A 17925-nucleotide genomic window follows, 5' to 3' on the forward strand; every position below is an offset into this window, starting at 1 on the left:
TGATAGTTTGACGTTCGAACGATTGATTCACCTTTGGTTTTGAAAGGTCGCACATGAGCGATAGCCAGAACATGTCCGATGAGGTGCGCGCCCGCCTGCGCGCCATTCCCTCCGTCAACGAGCTGCTTGCCGAGTGGCCGGTGGTGAAGGCGGCGGGGGAGACCTGCGACGCGGTGGTGCATGCCGCCGTCACGGCCGAGCTCGACGAGGAGCGAGCCGCCATTCGCGCCGGCGCCGCCCCGCGTTCCAAGCGCGAGCTGGCCTCGGCCATCGAGTGGCGTGCGCACCGCTCTGCGCTGCCGAGCCTGCGTCCCGCCGTCAACGCCACGGGTGTGGTTATCCATACCAACTTGGGTCGCGCCCCGCTCGCGGAATCAGCTGCCAAAGCCGTGGCCGAGGTCGCGCGCGGCTACAGCACGCTCGAGTACAGCGTCGACACCTGTTCGCGCGGGTCGCGCAAGGAGCACGCCGCGCAGCTGATCCGCTCACTCACCGGTGCCGAGGACGCGCTCGTGGTCAACAACAATGCCGCCGCTGTGCTGCTGGTGCTGGCGACCCATGCCGCAGGCAAAGAGGTCATCGTCAGCCGCGGCGAGCTTGTCGAGATCGGCGGCAGCTTCCGCATCCCCGATGTCATGGCGGCTTCGGGCGCCAAACTCGTCGAGGTCGGCGCCACCAACCGCACGCACCTGGCTGATTATGAGCAAGCCATCACACCCGATACGGCCATGATCCTCAAGGTCCATCCTTCCAACTATCGCATCGAGGGCTTTCACGAGGAGGTGGGCTCTCGGGAGCTTGCCGCCCTGGCCCACAAGCATGGCCTGCTGTTCTACGAGGACCAGGGGTCGGGCGCGCTGTTGCCCGACGACATCTTGGTGCGCGGAGGCGAAGAAACCACGCCGGCTTCGGTCTCGGCGGGGCTCGATATCGTGTCGTGCTCGGGTGATAAACTGCTCGGTGCCGCACAGGCGGGCATTATCATGGGCCGTCGCGATCTGGTCCAGGCCTGCGGGTCGCATCCGCTTATGCGTGCCCTGCGCCCGGGCAAGCTCGCACTGACGGCGCTCGAGGCTACACTGCGCATTTACATGGATGGAGCGGATGTGGCCCATCGCGAGGTGCCGGTGCTCAACATGCTGACGCTTCCGCAGGCTCATCTGGAGCGTCGCGCACGCAAGCTGCGCGAGCTGATGGTGGCAGGCCTCGATAAGGCTGGCTGCCCGTGTGCCGTGCAGGTGGAGATCGTCGAGGAATCGTCGACTCCCGGCGGCGGCTCGCTGCCTACCGTCGAGCTGCCTACGATGTGTGTGGCCGTCTGCCCTGTCGACGGGCGTCTGTCCGTCGACGCGCTCAAGCGCTCGCTCGTCCAAGATTTCGACACGCCGGTCGTCACGCGTGCCTCGCACGATCGCGTCCTGTTTGACGTGCGCACGCTCGTGGGTGACCGCGATATCGAGACGGCGGCAACGACGCTCGTCGCGTGCGTTAAGAAGGCGATTGCTCGATGAGTGAGGTTAAAGCGCTGGTGGAGTGTCCCGTTATCGTTGGCACGGCGGGCCACGTTGACCATGGTAAGTCGGCACTGATCGAGGCGTTGACCGGCAAGAATCCCGACCGTCTGGAGGTTGAGCGCCGTCGCGGTATGACCGTGGAGCTGGGCTTTGGCGAGCTGGCACTGCCAAGTGGCAAGATCGTTGGCCTGGTCGACGTGCCGGGCCACGCGCATTACTTGCGCGCCATGGTGCAGGGCGCCACGGGCATCGACGTGGCGGTGCTGGTGGTTTCGGCTGTCGAGGGCGTGATGCCGCAGACCCGCGAGCACGTGCATGTGCTGGAGCTGCTGGGCGTTACGCATATGGTGGTCGCGCTGACGATGTGCGACCTGGCCGACGCCGAGATGACCGAGCTTGCCGAGCTCGATGTCGATGACTTTTTGTCGGGTACCGTGTTTGCGGGCGCGCCGATGGTCCCCGTGTCGTCCAAGACCGGCGAGGGGATTGACACGCTGTTGGCCGCGCTTGACGATCAGGTCGGTGCCTGCTGGGATTCCTGCCGCGACCGTGCCGAGCGCACCGATGCTGCGCCGCGCTTGCCGATTGACCGCTGCTTTACGATCAAGGGCGCCGGCACCGTCGTGACAGGGACACTGCACGATGCGCCGGTTGCGGTGGGCGATGAGCTCGTCGCGCTGCCGTCGCGCACGGCCTGCCGCGTACGCGGGATCCAAGTGCATGGCGACACGCAGCAGGCGCTTCCCGGTCAGCGTGTGGCGCTCAACTTGGTGGGCGGTGGCGTCGCTGCGCTCGATCGCGGTGAGATGCTCGGCGTGGAGGGTCGCTTTGGCCAGACGCTGCGCTTTATGATGGCGTTTACGTATTTAGGTCGCGAGGGAGCCAAGCCGCGCGTGCTCGAGTCGGGTGCGCGTGTGCACGTGATGGCGGGTACGGCCGAGGTTGTCGGCCGCATCATGCTTTTGGAGGGCGAGGCCCCCATGGCGGTGGGCGAGACCCGTACCGTGCAGGTGCGCTTGGAGGAGCCGCTGCCGCTGCGAGCCGGAGACCATGCTGTGGTGCTGTCGTATTCGCCCGTTATGCTCATTGGCGGCGGGCGTGTGCTGCTTTCGCGTTGCCGTCGTTCGCGCGAGCTTGCCGAAGGAGAGCGTGCGCTGTATGTGGCGCTTGAGGCCGGCGATATCGCGGGCGGTGTGGGCGCTTGGCTGGCGCTGCAGACGCTGCCGGTTACGACGGTTGATGTTGCCGAGGCTTTGGATCTTGGTGTTGGCGAGGCCGATGCCGCACTGCGCGGATTGGTGGCGCAGGGCTCCGTTCGCAAGCTTGCCGCGGGCGATGCGGGCCTCTTGGCGGACGCCGTGGTGCTCGACGCCGCGATGGATGCACTGGCGGCGACCCTGTCAGCCATGCACGCGGCGGCTCCCAAGGAGACGGGCTTTACGCCCGGCGCCGTTGCCCATGCTGCGTGGCCTGCCGCTGATGAAGGCGTTGCCGCGGCCCTGATTGCCGAGGGCTGCTCCCGTGGCGTGTGCGCCGCCGAGGGCGCCGAGGTATTCGATCCGCATTCGGCCGCCGCGGCGGCACGCGTGGTGCGAGAGGCTTGCGAGCGCATCGTCGCTCTGCTTGACGAGGCTGGCCTGGATGCACCGGCGCTTCCCGAGGTGGGCGAACAGCTGCAGCTCGGTCGCGATACCATGACGCGTGCCCTGCGCGAGCTTTCGCTCAACCGCTCGATCGTTAAGGTCGAGCGCGACGTTGCCCTGTCCGCTGCCGCCGAGGCCCATGCGCGCGAGCTTGTTGCCGCCGCCATTGAAGCAGCCGGCGGTGCTGCCACCACGAGCGTACTGCGCGAGGCCCTGGGTGTGTCGCGCAAACGTGCCATCAGCATCTTGGAGCACCTGGATGCCGTGCGCTTTACGGTGCTCGACAAGGAGGCCGGCGGCCTGAGGTCCCTGCGCTAGATTGACTGCTCGGTTTGGTAAAATACCGCCGCACTTGGGAACGGATGGGCTCCGGTGGGCTCCGCGGTCCTCAAAACCGTTGCGAGGCGTGCAAAACGTCTTGGATGTGTTCGATTCACATACGTTCCCGCCATACGCTACCAGCGCTTTTGTGCTCGCGGTCTTGCTGCGTGCCGCAAAGGCGCTGTTTTGTTTTTGCGCGAGCTTTTCGTAGCGCCGTTATTTCGGCGGCGGTATTTGGCTTCGTGTGTCGGGTTTCGAACATGCCGATGGAGGTGTTTTGCCGTATGACTACCGTAAGACGTGCCGATTTTTCTTGTGTCGTCCAAGCGGGCGGGCTGTCCTCGCGCATGGGCTGCGATAAGGCGCGCTTGGCGTTTTGCGGCGAGCCGCTCATCGAGCGTGTGCTGGGTCGGCTGGCGCCAGTTGCCGGCGAGTTGGTCGTGACGACTTCGCGTCCCAGCGAGCTTGCCTATCTTGAGGAGCGCGCGTTTGGCGGCCTGGTGCCGCGTGTGGTGGCGGACCTTGAAGGACCGGCGGGTGCCATGCGCGGCATCGCGAGCTCGTTGGCCGCGGCCCGATTGCCGCTCGTGGCGATCGTCGCCTGCGATATGCCGTTCGTCTCGCCAGAACTGATCGGCGCGCTTGCCGATCGTGTTGAGTCTGAGGCGCTCGACGTGTGCGTGCCGCGCGAGGAGCGGGGGATTGAGCCGCTTTGCGCCGTCTGGCGCCGTGACGCGTGTGCGTCAGTTTCCCAAGAGCTGCTCGCCTGCGACCGCCAGCGCATTCGCTGCCTGATCAATCGCGTTCAGGCTGGTTATATGGATGAACTGCAGATCGTTAAGGCCGCAGGCTCGACGCTCTGCTTCGAGAACGTCAATACGCCCGAGGAGTTTGCGGCGGCCGAGTTGCTTGCCTAGACGATTGGAGTTGCCATGTCTCACGATATTTGTCCCGACACGGGAGAGCCTTGCACTTGCGATGGTTCCGAGCCCTGTACCTGCGGCTGCGGTGGCTGTGGGCATACTGCGGAAGAGGAAGCGGCCGCCGCGGCGTATCGTGAGGCACACCTCGAAGGCCCATCCGGTGATGCCCTCGACCACGAGCGCAAGATTATCGTTTCGTTCGATAGCACCTTCGATGTGATGGAATGCGAGCAGCTGTGCCTGGATGCCGGCGTGCCCGGGCGCATCATGCCATTGCCGGGCTCCATTACCGCGGGTTGCGGCCTGTGCTGGGCCATGCCGTTCTCGGGCGATGCGCTTGCCGCCTTCCGCGCTGCCACCGAAGGCCGCATAACCCTCGCCGACTACCATCAGCTCGTCCTCTAACCACTAACACCACCACAAAGGTGCCCAATGTGGTGGTTTGGAACATGTGGACGAAACAGCTTCGAAACACGCGATTTGCACGTTGGGTGCTCAAAAACGCTTCTACCTGCATCGTAATCAAAACGAAACATCTGCTCGTCGGCTTATGCGTAACTTTCCCGCAACAGTGCGATATTATCCATACTCGATAAAGCTCGCGGCGCATGGGGCGCCTCGAACGATACTTTTCTTTTCCATCAATTGGAGGAAGCATGAGCTACACGCAGAAAGTTCTCGAAGAGCTCAAGGCCCGCTATCCCGAGCAGCCTGAGTTCATCCAGGCCGCGACCGAGATTCTCGGCACCATCCAGCCGGCGCTCGACGCCCATCCCGAGTACGAGGAGGCCGCCCTGCTTGAGCGCCTCGTCGAGCCCGAGCGCATCGTCATGTTCCGTGTTCCCTGGGTCGACGACCAGGGCAAGGTTCAGGTCAACCGCGGTTACCGCGTCGAGTTCAACTCTGCCATTGGACCCTACAAGGGCGGCCTGCGCTTTAACCCGACGGTCACCCTGGGTATGCTCAAGTTCCTGGGTCTGGAGCAGATCCTCAAGAACAGTCTGACCACCCTTCCCATGGGCGGCGGCAAGGGCGGCTCCGACTTTGACCCCAAGGGCAAGTCCAACAACGAGATCATGCACTTCTGCCAGTCCTTCATGACCGAGCTCTATCGCCACATTGGCCCCAACACCGACGTTCCTGCCGGCGACCTGGGCGTTGGCGGCCGCGAGGTCGCCTACCTGTTCGGTCAGTACAAGCGCCTGACCAACGAGTGGACCGGCGTCCTTACCGGCAAGGGCCTCTCCTTTGGCGGTTCGCTCGCCCGTACCGAGGCCACCGGCTACGGCCTAGCCTACTTTGTGGACGAGTACCTCAAGAGCCGCGGCGACTCCTTCGAGGGCAAGAACGTCGTCGTTCATGGCTCCGGCAACGTCGCCATCTACGCCGTCCAGAAAGTCTCCCAGCTCGGCGGCAAGGTGCTGGCCTGCTCCGATACCCACGGCTGGGTCGAGGATCCCGACGGTATCGACTACACCGTGCTCGAGCATGTCTACAACAAGAAGCGCTCCGGCCACGACAAGGGCGTTACGCTCGCCATGTACGTTGACGAGAAGCCCAACGCCGTGTGGCACGAGGGCGACGGCCGCGGCGTGTGGCAGCTGCCCTGCGACATCGCGCTGCCCTGCGCTCGTGAGAACACGCTGCTGCTCGAGGACGCTCAGGCGCTCGTCGCCAACGGCTGCAAGGTGGTCGGTGAGGGCGCGAACATGCCCACGACCATCGAGGCTACGACCTACTTCCAGGAGAATGGCGTCGCCTTTATGCCCGGTAAGGCTGCCAACGCCGGCGGCGTGCTCGTGTCCGGCCTTGAGATGAGCCAGAACGCCGAGCACCTGTCCTGGACCTTCGAGGAGGTCGACGGCAAGCTCGAGCAGCTCATGCGCGGCATGTTCCACAACGTGGACGACACCGCCAAGGAGTATGGCCAGGAGGGCAACTTTGTCATGGGCGCCAACATCGCCGGCTTCCTGAAGGTCGCCGACGCCATGCTCGCCCAGGGCGTCTGCTAAATCTTCGCTCGACATAGCATCGCAGAAGGCTCCCAGCTATCTGGCTGGGAGCCTTTTCTATCCCGGAGGACTCCTCATAACTTGCGGTGAAATACGGACTGTTTTGCGTTCCAGAACGGCTAATCAGTCCGTATATCACCGCAAGTTATGGATGGGTGGGTGGATTTTGTCCTAAAACGGTGTGCGGCCCCTCGTTTGGTACACTTAAAAGTACTGGACAAGTGAAGAGATGGGGGAGAACGTGCTCAAGTTCGGTACCTACGTCCGTGTTGGAAACGCGGCCGAAGCCTATGAGCTCTTACAGAAGAACCGCAACAACAAGATTGTGGGCGGCGGCATCTGGATGCGCCTGGGTTCGCGTCGCGTGGCGACGGCGATTGACCTTTCGGCCTGCGGACTCGATCAGATCGAGGAGACCGAGACCGAGTTTCGCATCGGTGCCATGTGCACCCTGCGCCAGCTCGAGCGTCATGCCGGGCTCAACGCGCTTGTCAACCATGTCTTTGAGTTCGCCGTCCACGATATCGTGGGCGTGCAGCTGCGCAATACCGCCACGGTGGGCGGCAGCATCTACGGCCGCTTTGGCTTCTCGGACGTTCTCTCCGCCTTCCTCGCGCTCGATTCTTACGTTGAGCTGACGGGCGCCGGCCGCGTGCCGCTCGCGGAGTTCGTTGACATGGGCTACGTGCGCGACGTTATTGAGCACGTGGTGGTCGTTAAGCACGATTACCGCGCAAGCTATGAGGCCGTGCGCAAGGCCGCGACCGACTTTCCCTCGCTGAACGTTACCGCCGCCTGGTGGGACGGCTCCTGGCATGTCACCGTGGGTGCCCGCCCGCTGCGCGCGACCCTGCTGCAGGGCGAGGCGTGCGGCCTGGTGAATGAGCGTCCTTGCGAAAACGAGCTGCGTGCCCTGGCCGCGTCCGTACGCGCGCTGAGCTACGGCACCAACCTGTGGGGCTCGGCAGACTACCGCCGTCGCATCTCGGTCCCGCTCGCCATCCAGGCTGTGCGTCGCGCCGCCGGCATCGAGCTTTCGGCCGCGCTTGCCCGCGAGCTCGAGGGCGTGCAGATTCCTAAGTTCGCCACGGACGAGTATTCCTGCCGCCGCGTGCCCGGCGTCGATTCTAGTGAGGTGCGCTAATGGCTGCCAAACTCATCGATCTTTCCTTTACGCTCAACGGCCGCAAGGTCAAGGTTCAGATTGCCCCCGACACCATGCTCTTTGCGCTGCTGCGCGAGCAGGGCTGCGCGTCGGTGCGCTGCGCCTGCGAAACCACCAACTGCGGCCTGTGCACGGTGTGGCTCGACGGCGACCCGGTGCTGAGCTGCTCGGTTCCCGCCGCGCGCGTCGAGGGCCACACCATCACCACGCTCGAGGGCCTCAAGGCCGAATCCGAGGCGCTGGCCCGTGCGATGGCTGCCGAAGGCGCCGAACAGTGCGGTTTTTGCGCCCCCGGCCTCATTATGAACGTGCTGGCGCTCGCCCGCGCCGCCAAGGAGGACCCGAGCCTCGTCGCCACGCGCGAGGAGCTGTCGCGCCAGCTGGCCGGCAACCTCTGCCGCTGCAGCGGCTACGAGAGCCAGCTGCGCGCCATCGTCCGCTTCCTCAACGAGTCCGGCGTGCAGGTGGGCTTTGAGATGCCCGAGCTGCCCGTCAACGACACGAGCTCCGACGGCGTCTCCTACAAGCAGATCACCCACAAGCAGCCCAAGAAGGACTCGAAGGCCCTGCTCGAGGGCCGTCCCGTCTACACGGGCGACATGGTGCCCGCCGGCGCGCTCATCGTCAAACTCAAGCGCAGCCCCTATGCCCGCGCCAAGATCCGCTCCATTGATACGTCGCGCGCCCTGAAGGTGCCCGGCGTGGTGGGCGTCTACACCTACGAGGACGTGCCCCAGCGCCGCTTTACCATCGCCGGCCAGAGCTATCCGCAGCCGAGTCCCTATGACCGCCTGATTCTCGAGAACCTGGTCCGTTACCAAAACGAGGAGGTGGCGATCGTCGCCGCCGAGACCGAGGAGGCCGCCGACAAGGCGCTCAAGCTCATCAAGGTCGACTACGAGGTGCTTGAGCCCCTGCTCGACTTTACCCAGGCACTCGATAATGACATCGTGGTCCATCCCGAGGGCGACGTGACCTTTATGTTTCCGCAGGGTGGCGATGTTCCGCGCAACCTGGTGTGCAGCGGTACCAGCGATTTTGGCAACCTTGACGAGGCGTTCGCCCAGAGCGACATCGTCTTCACCCGCACCTATACCAGCCAGGCCACGCAGACCGCGCCCATGGAAACTTTCCGCGCCTTCGCGACGACCGACGCGTTCGGGCGCATTTCGGTGACCACCTCGACGCAGGTGCCCTTCCACGTGCGCCGCATGGTCGCGCAGTCGCTCGATATCCCGCAGTCGCAGGTGCAGGTCATTAAGCCGCGCATCGGCGGCGGCTTTGGCTCCAAGCAGACGGGCTGCTGCGAAATCTTCGTGGCGTTCGTGACACAGCAGACCGGCCGTCCGAGCTACTGCTGCTACACCCGCGAGGAGACCATCACCGCGGGCAACTCGCGCCACCAGATGCAGATGACCGTTAAGCTGGGCGCCATGAACGACGGCACCATCACGGCCATCGACCTGCATACGCTGTCCAACGCCGGCGCGTACGGCGAGCACGCTACCACGACGATCGGCCTTTCGGGTCACAAGAGCCTGCCCATCTACAATCACGTGAAGGCGAGCCGCTTTAGCTGGGACGCCGTCTACACCAATACCAACCGTGGCGGCGCGTATCGTGGCTACGGTGCCACCCAGGGCCAGTTTGCCGTGGAGAGCGCGGTCAACGAGCTCGCTGACATGCTGCACATGGACCCCGCCGACCTGCGCCTTAAGAACATCGTGCGCGAGGGCGAGATCATGCCGCAGTACTACAACGAGAAGCTCAACGCCTGCGCGCTCGACCGCTGCCTGCTGCGCGCGATGGACATGATCGGCTGGCGCGACAAGCCGCTGGCCGTGGACCTGGGCGACCGCGTGCGAGCCCTGGGCTGCGCGCTCACCATGCAGGGCTCGGGCATCTCCAACGTGGACATCGCCGGCATCGACATGCGCCTGGAAGAGGACGGCTTCATTACCATCGGCACCGGCGCCACCGATAACGGCATGGGCGTCGACACAATCCTGGCGCAGATTGCCGCCGAGGAGCTGGGCGTGGAGAGCTCGCTGATCGTGGTGCGCGGCGTGGACACCGATGTGTCGCCGTTCGATGCCGGCTCGTACGCGAGCTCGGGCACGTACGTGACGGGCCTTGCGGCCAAAAACGCCGCGACCGAGCTCCGTGAGAAGATTTGCGCCAAGGCAGCCCAGATGTGGGATGTGGATGCCGCCGAGGTGGTCTTCGATGGCCAGTACGTGCGTCTGTCCGACGAGCGTGCCGCGCGCGAGCAGAACCGGTACCTCACGCTGCGTGACTTTGCCAACCTGTGCGTCAAGAATATCGCGGGCGGCGACGCGCTCACCTCGCATGCCTCTGCCTGCCTGCCCGTTTCGCCCCCGCCGTTTATGGCCGGCATTGCCGAGGTTGAGGTCGACAAGGCCACCGGCAAGGTGACCGTGGTGGACTACGTGGCGGCTGTGGACTGCGGCACCGTTATCAACGAGGCGCTCGCGCGCGTCCAGGCCGAGGGCGGCATTGCCCAGGGTATCGGTCACGCGCTCTACGAGATCGTCGAGCACGATGAGCGCGGTCGCCTGCGCACCGGCAACTTTATGAGCTACAAGCTGCCCACGCGTCTGGATATCGGCAGTATTCGCGTGGCCTTTGAGCCGAGCTACGAGCCGACGGGCCCGTTTGGCGCCAAGTCGATCGGCGAGGTCGTCATCAACACGCCGCTCGCCGCCGTGGCCTCGGCCGTAGCGCACGCCACCGGCCATCAGGTTCGCTCGCTTCCGATCACGCCCGAGAAGGCCCTGCTGGGGGAGTAGACGAGGCGCCGCCGCCCTTTGGCAAGCCCGGGGAAACCGCATCCCGCTTTTCGTCCGAATTGCGGGATGCGGTTTCCGTTTGAGGCCCCTGGCGGAAAGTGCATCCCGGAATAGGGGCTCAAAACGGGTTGCAGTTTCCGGTTGATGGCTATAGCGGAAGCCGCATCCCATTCCGAGGCCCCAAGCCGGGACGCGCTTTCCGGCGCATGGCCAGCACCGCCTGACTGCCGAGTCCCACCGAAGTTGCGGTGGAATAGGGACTGTTTTGGAGGACTGGAGCCCCAAACAGTCCCTATTCCACCGCAACTTCGATGGGGCGGCGGGGGATTCGATGCGTACTCGTGGTGAGGTCGTGAGCCTGTAAAAGGTGTGCGTGCGCTTGCCGTTCGTATCTGCTATCATTCCTAGTCTGTGCGCTCATGCGGGCGTGGCGGAATTGGTAGACGCGCCAGATTTAGGTTCTGGTGGGATTCCCGTGAAGGTTCGAGTCCTTTCGCCCGCACCATCGCACTTGCGTCGGCCCTGGCCGTCGCGACACTTTGTTGCATAAAGGTACCAGCACCTCAGATAAGCTGGGCAGTATGAGGAGGAACGTGTTGAACATCACCGCTTCTGACGTCAAGGACGCCAAGCTCACCGCTACGGTCACCATCCCGGCCGCCGACGTCGACGCCGCGATCAAGAAGGCCTACAAGGACACCGCCAAGAAGTATCGCTTCCCGGGCTTCCGCGCTGGCAAGGCTCCCCGTCCGGTCATCGACTCCGCTCTTGGCGCCGAGGCTACCCTTGCTCAGGCCACCAACGACCTGATCGCCGCCAACGAGCCCGCCGTCCTCAACGAGTTGGACATCGTCCCCACCAAGAGCGGTGACTACAAGGAGCTCGACCTCACCAAGGATCACGAGGACTACACCTACACCGTCGAGTTCTCCCTGCGTCCCGCTGCCGAGCTCTCCTCCTTCGACGCCGTCGAGATCGAGATGCCTCCCGCGGAGGTCACCGAGTCCGAGATCAACAACCAGGTCGAGATGCTCCTCAACTACCGTGCCACCTTCGAGGACGTCGAGGGTCGCGCCGTCGAGGCTGACGACTATGTCACCGTCGACCTCAAGGCCGTCGAGAACGCCGACAACTTTGCCGCTGAGGGCCGCATGCTCATCGCCGGTAGCGACAGCAACCCCAAGGAGTTCAACGAGGCTCTGATCGGTGCTAACGTTGACGACGTCAAGACCGTTACCTGGACCGACGAGGTCGAGGAGGGCGAGGAGGCCGAGACCCACACCGTCGAGGTCACCGTCAAGGGCATCAAGGTCCGCAACACCCCCGAGCTCACCGACGAGCTCGTCAAGTCCGACTTCGGCTTCGACAGCATCGATGCCATGCGCGACGCCATCAAGATAGAGATCGAGCAGGACAAGGCTTCCCGCCTGCCGGCCGAGAAGGAGAACCGTTGCGTCTCCGCTCTCGCTGAGCGTCTGCAGCTCGACGAGATGGACGCCGACTACGAGCAGTCCGTCTTTGAGGAGCTTGGCCAGAACTTCCTGTCCAACCTTTCTGCCCGCGGCATGACCCTGGACACCTGGCTTCCCGCTTCCGGTCTGACCATGGAGCAGTTCATCGGCGACCTGCACAAGCAGGCCAACGACGTTGCCCGTGAGTCCCTGGCTCTGGACGCCCTCGCCCGTGAGCTCAAGATCGAGGTCACCGAGGACGACATCAACGCTGAGTTCGAGAAGGCCGGCGTCAAGGACGTCGAGGCTTCCAAGGCCGAGTTCATCGCCGATGGCCGCATGCCTGCCGTCCGCGAGTCCATCCGTCGCTCCAAGGCCGTCGATCACCTGGTCGAGAACGCCAAGGTGACCGAGGTCGACGAGACCGCCAAGGACGCCGAGTAATTCTCGCCACCTTGCCCACGAGCGCATGCGCGCGCCCGTGATGGGGTAAAGTTATACACCGGTTATCCGGTTGCTTCGTACGGTGCCAGCCAATGCATAGCATGCGGGCACCGTACGTTTATCTAGAACCAATTTGGTCCGCAAGAGAGAAATGGAGATGCGTATGATCGCCAAGTTCGATTCCGCCCTCGTGCCATACGTTATCGAGCAGACGCCGCGCGGCGAGCGCAGCTACGATATCTATTCGCGCCTGCTCAACGACCGCATCATCTTCTTGGGCGAGGAGATCAACTCCGTCAGCGCCAACCTGGTCGTTGCCCAGCTGCTGCATCTTGAGAGCCAGGATGCCGAGAAGGATATCTCGCTCTACATCAATTCGCCCGGTGGCGAGGTCTACTCCGGTCTGGCGATTCTGGACACCATGAACTTCATCAAGCCGCAGGTCTCCACCATCTGCGTCGGTATGGCCGCGTCCATGGCCGCTGTGCTGCTTTCGGCCGGCGCCAAGGGTAAGCGCTTCTGCCTGCCGCACTCCAAGGTTATGATTCACCAGCCCAGCGGCGGTGCCCAGGGTCAGCAGACCGAGATTGAGATCGTGGCCGAGGAGATCAAGAAGACTCGCCGCGAGCTCAACCAGATCCTGTCCGACGCCTCGGGCCAGCCCATCGAGAAGGTCCAGGCCGACACCGAGCGCGATAACTACCTGACTGCTGCCGAGGCCCTCGATTACGGTCTGATCGACCGTATCGTCACTTCGCGCGACCTCGCCGCGAAGGATGCCTAGGATGGCAGGAAACATGCAGGACAACTTTGACGAGAACGGCAACCCCATCCGCTGCTCCTTCTGCGGAAAAGAGCAGGGCCAGGTCCGTCGCCTCGTAAAGGGCCCGACCAACATCTTTATCTGTGACGAGTGCGTCGCCGCCTGTTCCGAGATTCTGGAGGAGTCGCTGGCTTCGGACTTTATGGACGCTGCCCGCAACGGCAAGCTGCCGGGCTTCCTCAACGACCATGGTCAGTCTGCATCCCAGCCCGCCATGGACCCCGAGACCGAGGGCTTTGAGCTCGAGGACGACCGCCAGGTCATCACGCACGTGCCGACGCCGCACGAGATCTATGACGAGCTTTCGGCCTATGTTATGGGCCAGGAGGACGCCAAGCGCGCCATGTCGGTTGCCGTGTACAACCACTATCGCCGCGTGATTGAGGGCGGCGCCGCCGTGTCTGCCTTTGACGACGGCTTGGACTCGCAGTTCGACGACGATATGGACGAGGTGGAGCTCGCCAAGTCCAACATCTTGCTGCTCGGTCCCACCGGTACCGGTAAGACTCTGCTCGCCCAGACGCTTGCGCGCATCCTCGAGGTGCCGTTTGCCATCGCCGATGCCACCGCGCTTACTGAGGCAGGTTACGTTGGCGAGGACGTGGAGAACATCCTGCTCAAGCTCATCAACGCCGCCGATGGCGACATCGAGCGCGCGCAGGTTGGCATTATCTACGTTGACGAAATCGACAAGATTGCCCGCAAGGCCGAGAACCTTTCCATCACCCGTGATGTCTCGGGTGAGGGCGTTCAGCAGGCGCTGCTTAAGATCCTTGAGGGCACGGTGGCAAGCGTTCCGCCCACCGGCGGCCGCAAGCATCCCCAGCAGGAACTGTTGCAGATCGACACGACCAACATCCTGTTTATCTGCGGCGGTGCCTTTGTGGGCCTGGACAAGATCATCGCCGACCGCGTGGGCAACAAGGGCGTAGGTTTTAACTCCGAGATCGCAGGCCCCACTTCGGTCGACGAGAACGACCTGCTGCGCCAGGTGCTCCCGCAGGACCTCAACGCCTTTGGCATGATCCCCGAGTTCGTGGGCCGTACGCCCGTCGTCACCCAGACGCAGGCGCTCGACGAGGACGACCTGGTGTCGATCCTGACCGAGCCCAAGAACGCCGTGGTGCGTCAGTACCGTAAGATGTTCCAGCTCGAGGACGTTGAGCTTGAGTTTGAGGACGCCGCCCTGCACGAGATTGCCCGCATGGCGCTCGCCCGCAAGACCGGCGCCCGCGGCCTGCGCTCCATCTGCGAGGACGTGCTGCAGCAGACGATGTTCGACCTGCCCAGCGAGGAAGGTGTCGCCAAGGTCATCGTTACCGAAGCGGCCGTAAAGGGCGAAGAGCAGCCCCAACGCATCTACGGTTAAATAGCTTGAATTCAGGCCTCGCGGCAACCACCGCGGGGCCTGCCTTTTAGGGACAGGTTTATCTTGGTCGGTTTTTATATGGGCAAATGTCGTTTCCCCTGATAAAACCTACCAAAATAAACCTGTCCCTTTTCGGTAGGTATGCCTGTGCTATTCTGTGAGATTGTCAAGTTAGTACCTTCAGACTGAAGTAATCGATACCTAAGGCGTGTCCGCCTGCTTGGTTTTCGTAGATTCCGCACGAGCCGAAGAGCACTAAATGTGCTCTTCGCGCGAGCCAGGACCTGACCGAGCGAAAACCAAGCAGGCGGACACGCCGGCGGGACAGGGAGAGATATATGGAAGAAATGCCCAAGAATTACGATCCGTCGACCAACGAGCCGGCGATCCTGCAGAAGTGGCTCGACGGCGGCTACTACAAGCGCCGTGAGGGCGTGGGCGACTGCACCGTCACCATTCCGCCTCCCAACGTGACCGGCAAGCTCCACATGGGCCACGCTACCGACGACTCCATCCAGGACGCCATCATCCGTATGGCTCGCATGCGCGGCAAGTCCACGCGCTGGGTGCTCGGTACCGACCACGCTGGTATCGCTACGCAGACCAAGGTCGACAAGAAGCTCAAGAGCGAGGGCATCAGCCGCCTGGAGATCGGTCGCGACAAGTTTGTCGACGCTTGCTGGGATTGGACCCACGAGTACGGCGGCATCATCGTCGAACAGATCAAGCGCATGGGCTGCTCCGTCGACTTCGACAACGAGCGCTTTACCATGGACGAGGATTACGCCCAGGCTGTGCGTAAGGTCTTCTGCGACTGGTACCACGACGGCCTGATCTACCGCGGCAAGCGCATCGTCAACTGGTGCCCCAACTGCACCACGGCCATCTCGGACGACGAGGCCGAGTACAAGGATGAGAAGGGCCACCTGTGGCACCTGCGCTACCCGCTGACCGAGCCGGTCAACGGCCAGGACTATATCGTCGTTGCCACCACGCGCCCCGAGACCATGCTCGGCGATACGGGCGTCGCTGTCTCCCCGAAGGACCCCGAGAAGGCCGCCTTTGTGGGTAAGACCGTCAGGCTCCCCATCGTCGACCGCGAGATCCCCATCTTTGAGGATTGGCATGTCGACGCCAACTTTGGCTCCGGCTTCGTTAAGGTCACCCCGGCCCACGACCCCAACGATTACGCCATGGGTCAGGCCCACGACCTGCCGCAGATCAATATCTTCGACGAGCACGCGGTGGTCGTCGAGGGCTACGGCGAGTTTACCGGTATGAACCGTGAGGAGTGCCGCGAGGCCGTCATCAAGTGGTTCGAGGAGCATGACCTTCTCGATCACGTAGAGGATCACGACCACTCCGTCATGCACTGCTACCGTTGCGACGCCGCGCTTGAGCCGTGGCTGTCCGAGCAGTGGTTCGTCGCCGTCGACAAGCTCAAGGGGCCGGCGCTCGACGCCGTCAACTCCGGCAAGGTCACCTTCCACCCCGCGCGCTGGACGCAGACCTACACCACCTGGATGGAGAACCTTAAGGACTGGTGCATCAGCCGCCAGCTGTGGTGGGGCCACCGCATCCCCGTGTTCTACTGCGAGGACTGTGGCTGGGAGGACGCGCTCACCGAGGACACCGACGTGTGCCCCAAGTGCGGCGGCCATCACGTGCATCAGGACGAGAACGTGCTGGACACCTGGTTCAGCTCGCAGCTGTGGACCTTCGCCACGCAGGGCTGGCCGCAAAAGCCGGAGCTGCTCGAGGGCCATCACCCCACGACGGCGCTCGTCACCGCGCGCGACATCATCGCGCTGTGGGTCGCCCGCATGGTCATGAGCTCGCTGTACTTCCTGGACGAGGTGCCGTTTAAGGACGTCGTCATCTACCCGACGATCCTTGCCAAGGACGGCAGCCGCATGTCCAAGTCCAAGGGCAACGGTGTTGACCCCATGGACCTCATTGGTATGTACGGCGCCGACGCCATGCGCTTCAACCTGCTCACGCTGTGCACCAACAACCAGGACGTCAAGTTCGACGCGAACATCGACAAAAAGACCAAGAAGCTTATCGACAGCCCGCGCACCGAGCAGGCCAAGTCGTTTGTGACCAAGATCTGGAACGCCAGCCGCTTCCTGCTCATGAACATGGAGGGCTACACGCCCGGCGAGCCCGTTGTGGAGACGCCGGCCGACGCCTGGATGTTCAGCCGCCTGGCCAAGGCCGTCAAGATGGTCACCGAGGGTATTGAGAACTATACCTTTGGCGACATGGCCCGCAGCGTGCAGCAGTTCTTTTGGAACGAGGTCTGTGACTGGTACGTCGAGGTCACCAAGGCCCGCCTGAAGGGCGAGGGCCGTCTGCAGGCGCAGCGCAACTTGATCTTTGTGCTCGATACCTCCATTCGCCTGATGCACCCGCTCATGCCTTTTGTCACCGAGGAGATCTGGGACAACATGCCGGCGAGCGTGCTCGACCTGGACGCCGAGGGCAACGTGGACCGTGCCGAGGCGCTCATGATCGCCAAGTGGCCCGAGCCCGCCGACTACGCCAAGTACGTCGACGAGTCCGCCGAGCGCGCGTTTGAGCTTTGTCGCGCTGTCGTTTCCGCCGCCCGCGCCACCCGTTCGCGTTATCGCTTGAGCCCCAAGGCCGAGCTCGACGTGGTCGTGCGTGCCGGTGCCGAGGACATCGAGAAGCTCGAGAGCCTGCGCTCGACCATCGAGCCGCTGGCCAACACTGCCTCGCTGGTCATGGGTACCGACGTCGAGAAGCCGGCTGCGAGCATCGCCGTGGTCGACAGCGGCGTCGAGGTCTTTGTGGTGCTCGAGGGCAAGGTTGACCTTTCGGCCGAGAAGGCGCGCCTGGAGAAGGAGATCGCCGCGGCCCAGAAGGAGCTCGCCGGCTGCGAGAAGACACTCGCCAACGAGGGCTTTGTGGCTAAGGCCGCGCCCGCGGTGGTCCAGAAGAAGAGGGACCGTGCAGCTGAGCTCAAGGAGATCCTGGCGGCGCTGACTGCTCAGGTTGCTGACTTCTCGTAGGCGGTACTGGGGGACGCGGTTTGGGGCATTGCTCGCTACTGCGGACACCTATTCCGCCGTTCTAACGAACGGCGGCTGGCTCGACGCTGCAAACGCCTCTGATGGCCAATCTGCCGTTCAACTTCGGGCGCATGGGCATAAGCCCTATGCGCCCTTGTTTCACGGCACCTTGGCTCATCAGAGGCGTTTTCGCTCATATGACCCAATCCGCTGTCAAGAGCCACAATGGCCCCGCCGACCGCTTGCAATCGGTCGGCGGGGCCTGCCGTTAACCCGTCCCGGTCCGCCCCCGGCATGTCATCGACGCCTTCGGCTCAGTCTCATATCCGCGGATACCGTTCTGTCGGCCCGCACTCCATTCCTTCGGCGGGGTTCCCCAAGTCTGTCGAGGCGCATGCGGAGGGCTCCGCGCGCA

Annotated in this window: 11 protein-coding genes and 2 tRNA genes; all 13 read left to right on the plus strand. The window is 63.5% G+C overall.

The features are described from left to right. Nucleotides 1-53: 53 nt before the first annotated feature. The 13 genes from selA to GPK42_RS04255 all read left to right on the plus strand — a co-directional run bounded on the left by selA (nt 54) and on the right by GPK42_RS04255 (nt 17510). A complete protein-coding gene (gene selA, locus GPK42_RS04195; RefSeq protein ID WP_215693732.1) occupies nt 54-1511 on the plus strand; it encodes an L-seryl-tRNA(Sec) selenium transferase in 1458 nt (485 codons plus the stop codon). Continuing rightward, nucleotides 1508-3475, plus strand: coding sequence for a selenocysteine-specific translation elongation factor (selB, locus tag GPK42_RS04200; protein WP_215693735.1), 1968 nt, complete (start codon nt 1508-1510; stop codon nt 3473-3475). Before selA ends, selB begins: the two co-directional genes overlap by 4 nt. A 36-nt stretch (nt 3476-3511) precedes the next feature. Then, a tRNA-Sec gene (locus tag GPK42_RS04205) sits at nt 3512-3608 on the plus strand. A 154-nt stretch (nt 3609-3762) separates the two neighbouring features. Further along, a complete protein-coding gene (mobA, locus tag GPK42_RS04210; RefSeq protein WP_215693737.1) occupies nt 3763-4395 on the plus strand; it encodes a molybdenum cofactor guanylyltransferase in 633 nt (210 codons plus the stop codon). A 15-nt stretch (nt 4396-4410) separates the two neighbouring features. Next, complete coding sequence (locus GPK42_RS04215) at nt 4411-4806, plus strand: putative Se/S carrier protein (protein ID WP_215693739.1); 396 nt, start codon at nt 4411-4413, stop codon at nt 4804-4806. A 251-nt stretch (nt 4807-5057) separates the two neighbouring features. Beyond that, nucleotides 5058-6413, plus strand: a complete 1356-nt coding sequence (gene gdhA, locus GPK42_RS04220; RefSeq protein ID WP_022095186.1) for an NADP-specific glutamate dehydrogenase — start codon at nt 5058-5060, stop codon at nt 6411-6413. A gap of 241 nt (nt 6414-6654) precedes the next feature. After that, entirely contained in the window at nt 6655-7557 is a 903-nt protein-coding gene (locus GPK42_RS04225) for an FAD binding domain-containing protein (RefSeq protein WP_215693741.1), read from the plus strand. After that, nucleotides 7557-10388: a molybdopterin-dependent oxidoreductase gene (locus tag GPK42_RS04230; RefSeq protein ID WP_215693743.1), complete on the plus strand. Its 2832-nt coding sequence runs from the start codon at nt 7557-7559 to the stop codon at nt 10386-10388. Before GPK42_RS04225 ends, GPK42_RS04230 begins: the two co-directional genes overlap by 1 nt. A gap of 421 nt (nt 10389-10809) precedes the next feature. Continuing rightward, nucleotides 10810-10893, plus strand: a tRNA-Leu gene (locus GPK42_RS04235). An 88-nt stretch (nt 10894-10981) separates the two neighbouring features. After that, nucleotides 10982-12283: a trigger factor gene (gene tig, locus GPK42_RS04240; RefSeq protein WP_338404329.1), complete on the plus strand. Its 1302-nt coding sequence runs from the start codon at nt 10982-10984 to the stop codon at nt 12281-12283. 163 nt (nt 12284-12446) lie between these two features. Next, nucleotides 12447-13067 carry an ATP-dependent Clp protease proteolytic subunit gene (locus GPK42_RS04245; protein WP_022095182.1) on the plus strand — a complete coding sequence of 207 codons (621 nt, stop codon included), beginning with the start codon at nt 12447-12449 and terminating at the stop codon, nt 13065-13067. Between the two features lies 1 nt (nt 13068). Continuing rightward, a complete protein-coding gene (gene clpX / locus GPK42_RS04250) occupies nt 13069-14475 on the plus strand; it encodes an ATP-dependent Clp protease ATP-binding subunit ClpX (RefSeq protein ID WP_215693745.1) in 1407 nt (468 codons plus the stop codon). A 338-nt stretch (nt 14476-14813) separates the two neighbouring features. Continuing rightward, a complete protein-coding gene (locus GPK42_RS04255) occupies nt 14814-17510 on the plus strand; it encodes a valine--tRNA ligase (protein ID WP_215693747.1) in 2697 nt (898 codons plus the stop codon). The last annotated feature ends 415 nt before the right edge of the window (nt 17511-17925 follow it).

Origin of the sequence: Collinsella aerofaciens, assembly GCF_018785265.1 — a bacterium.
Classification (GTDB): Bacteria; Actinomycetota; Coriobacteriia; order Coriobacteriales; family Coriobacteriaceae; genus Collinsella; species Collinsella aerofaciens_AI.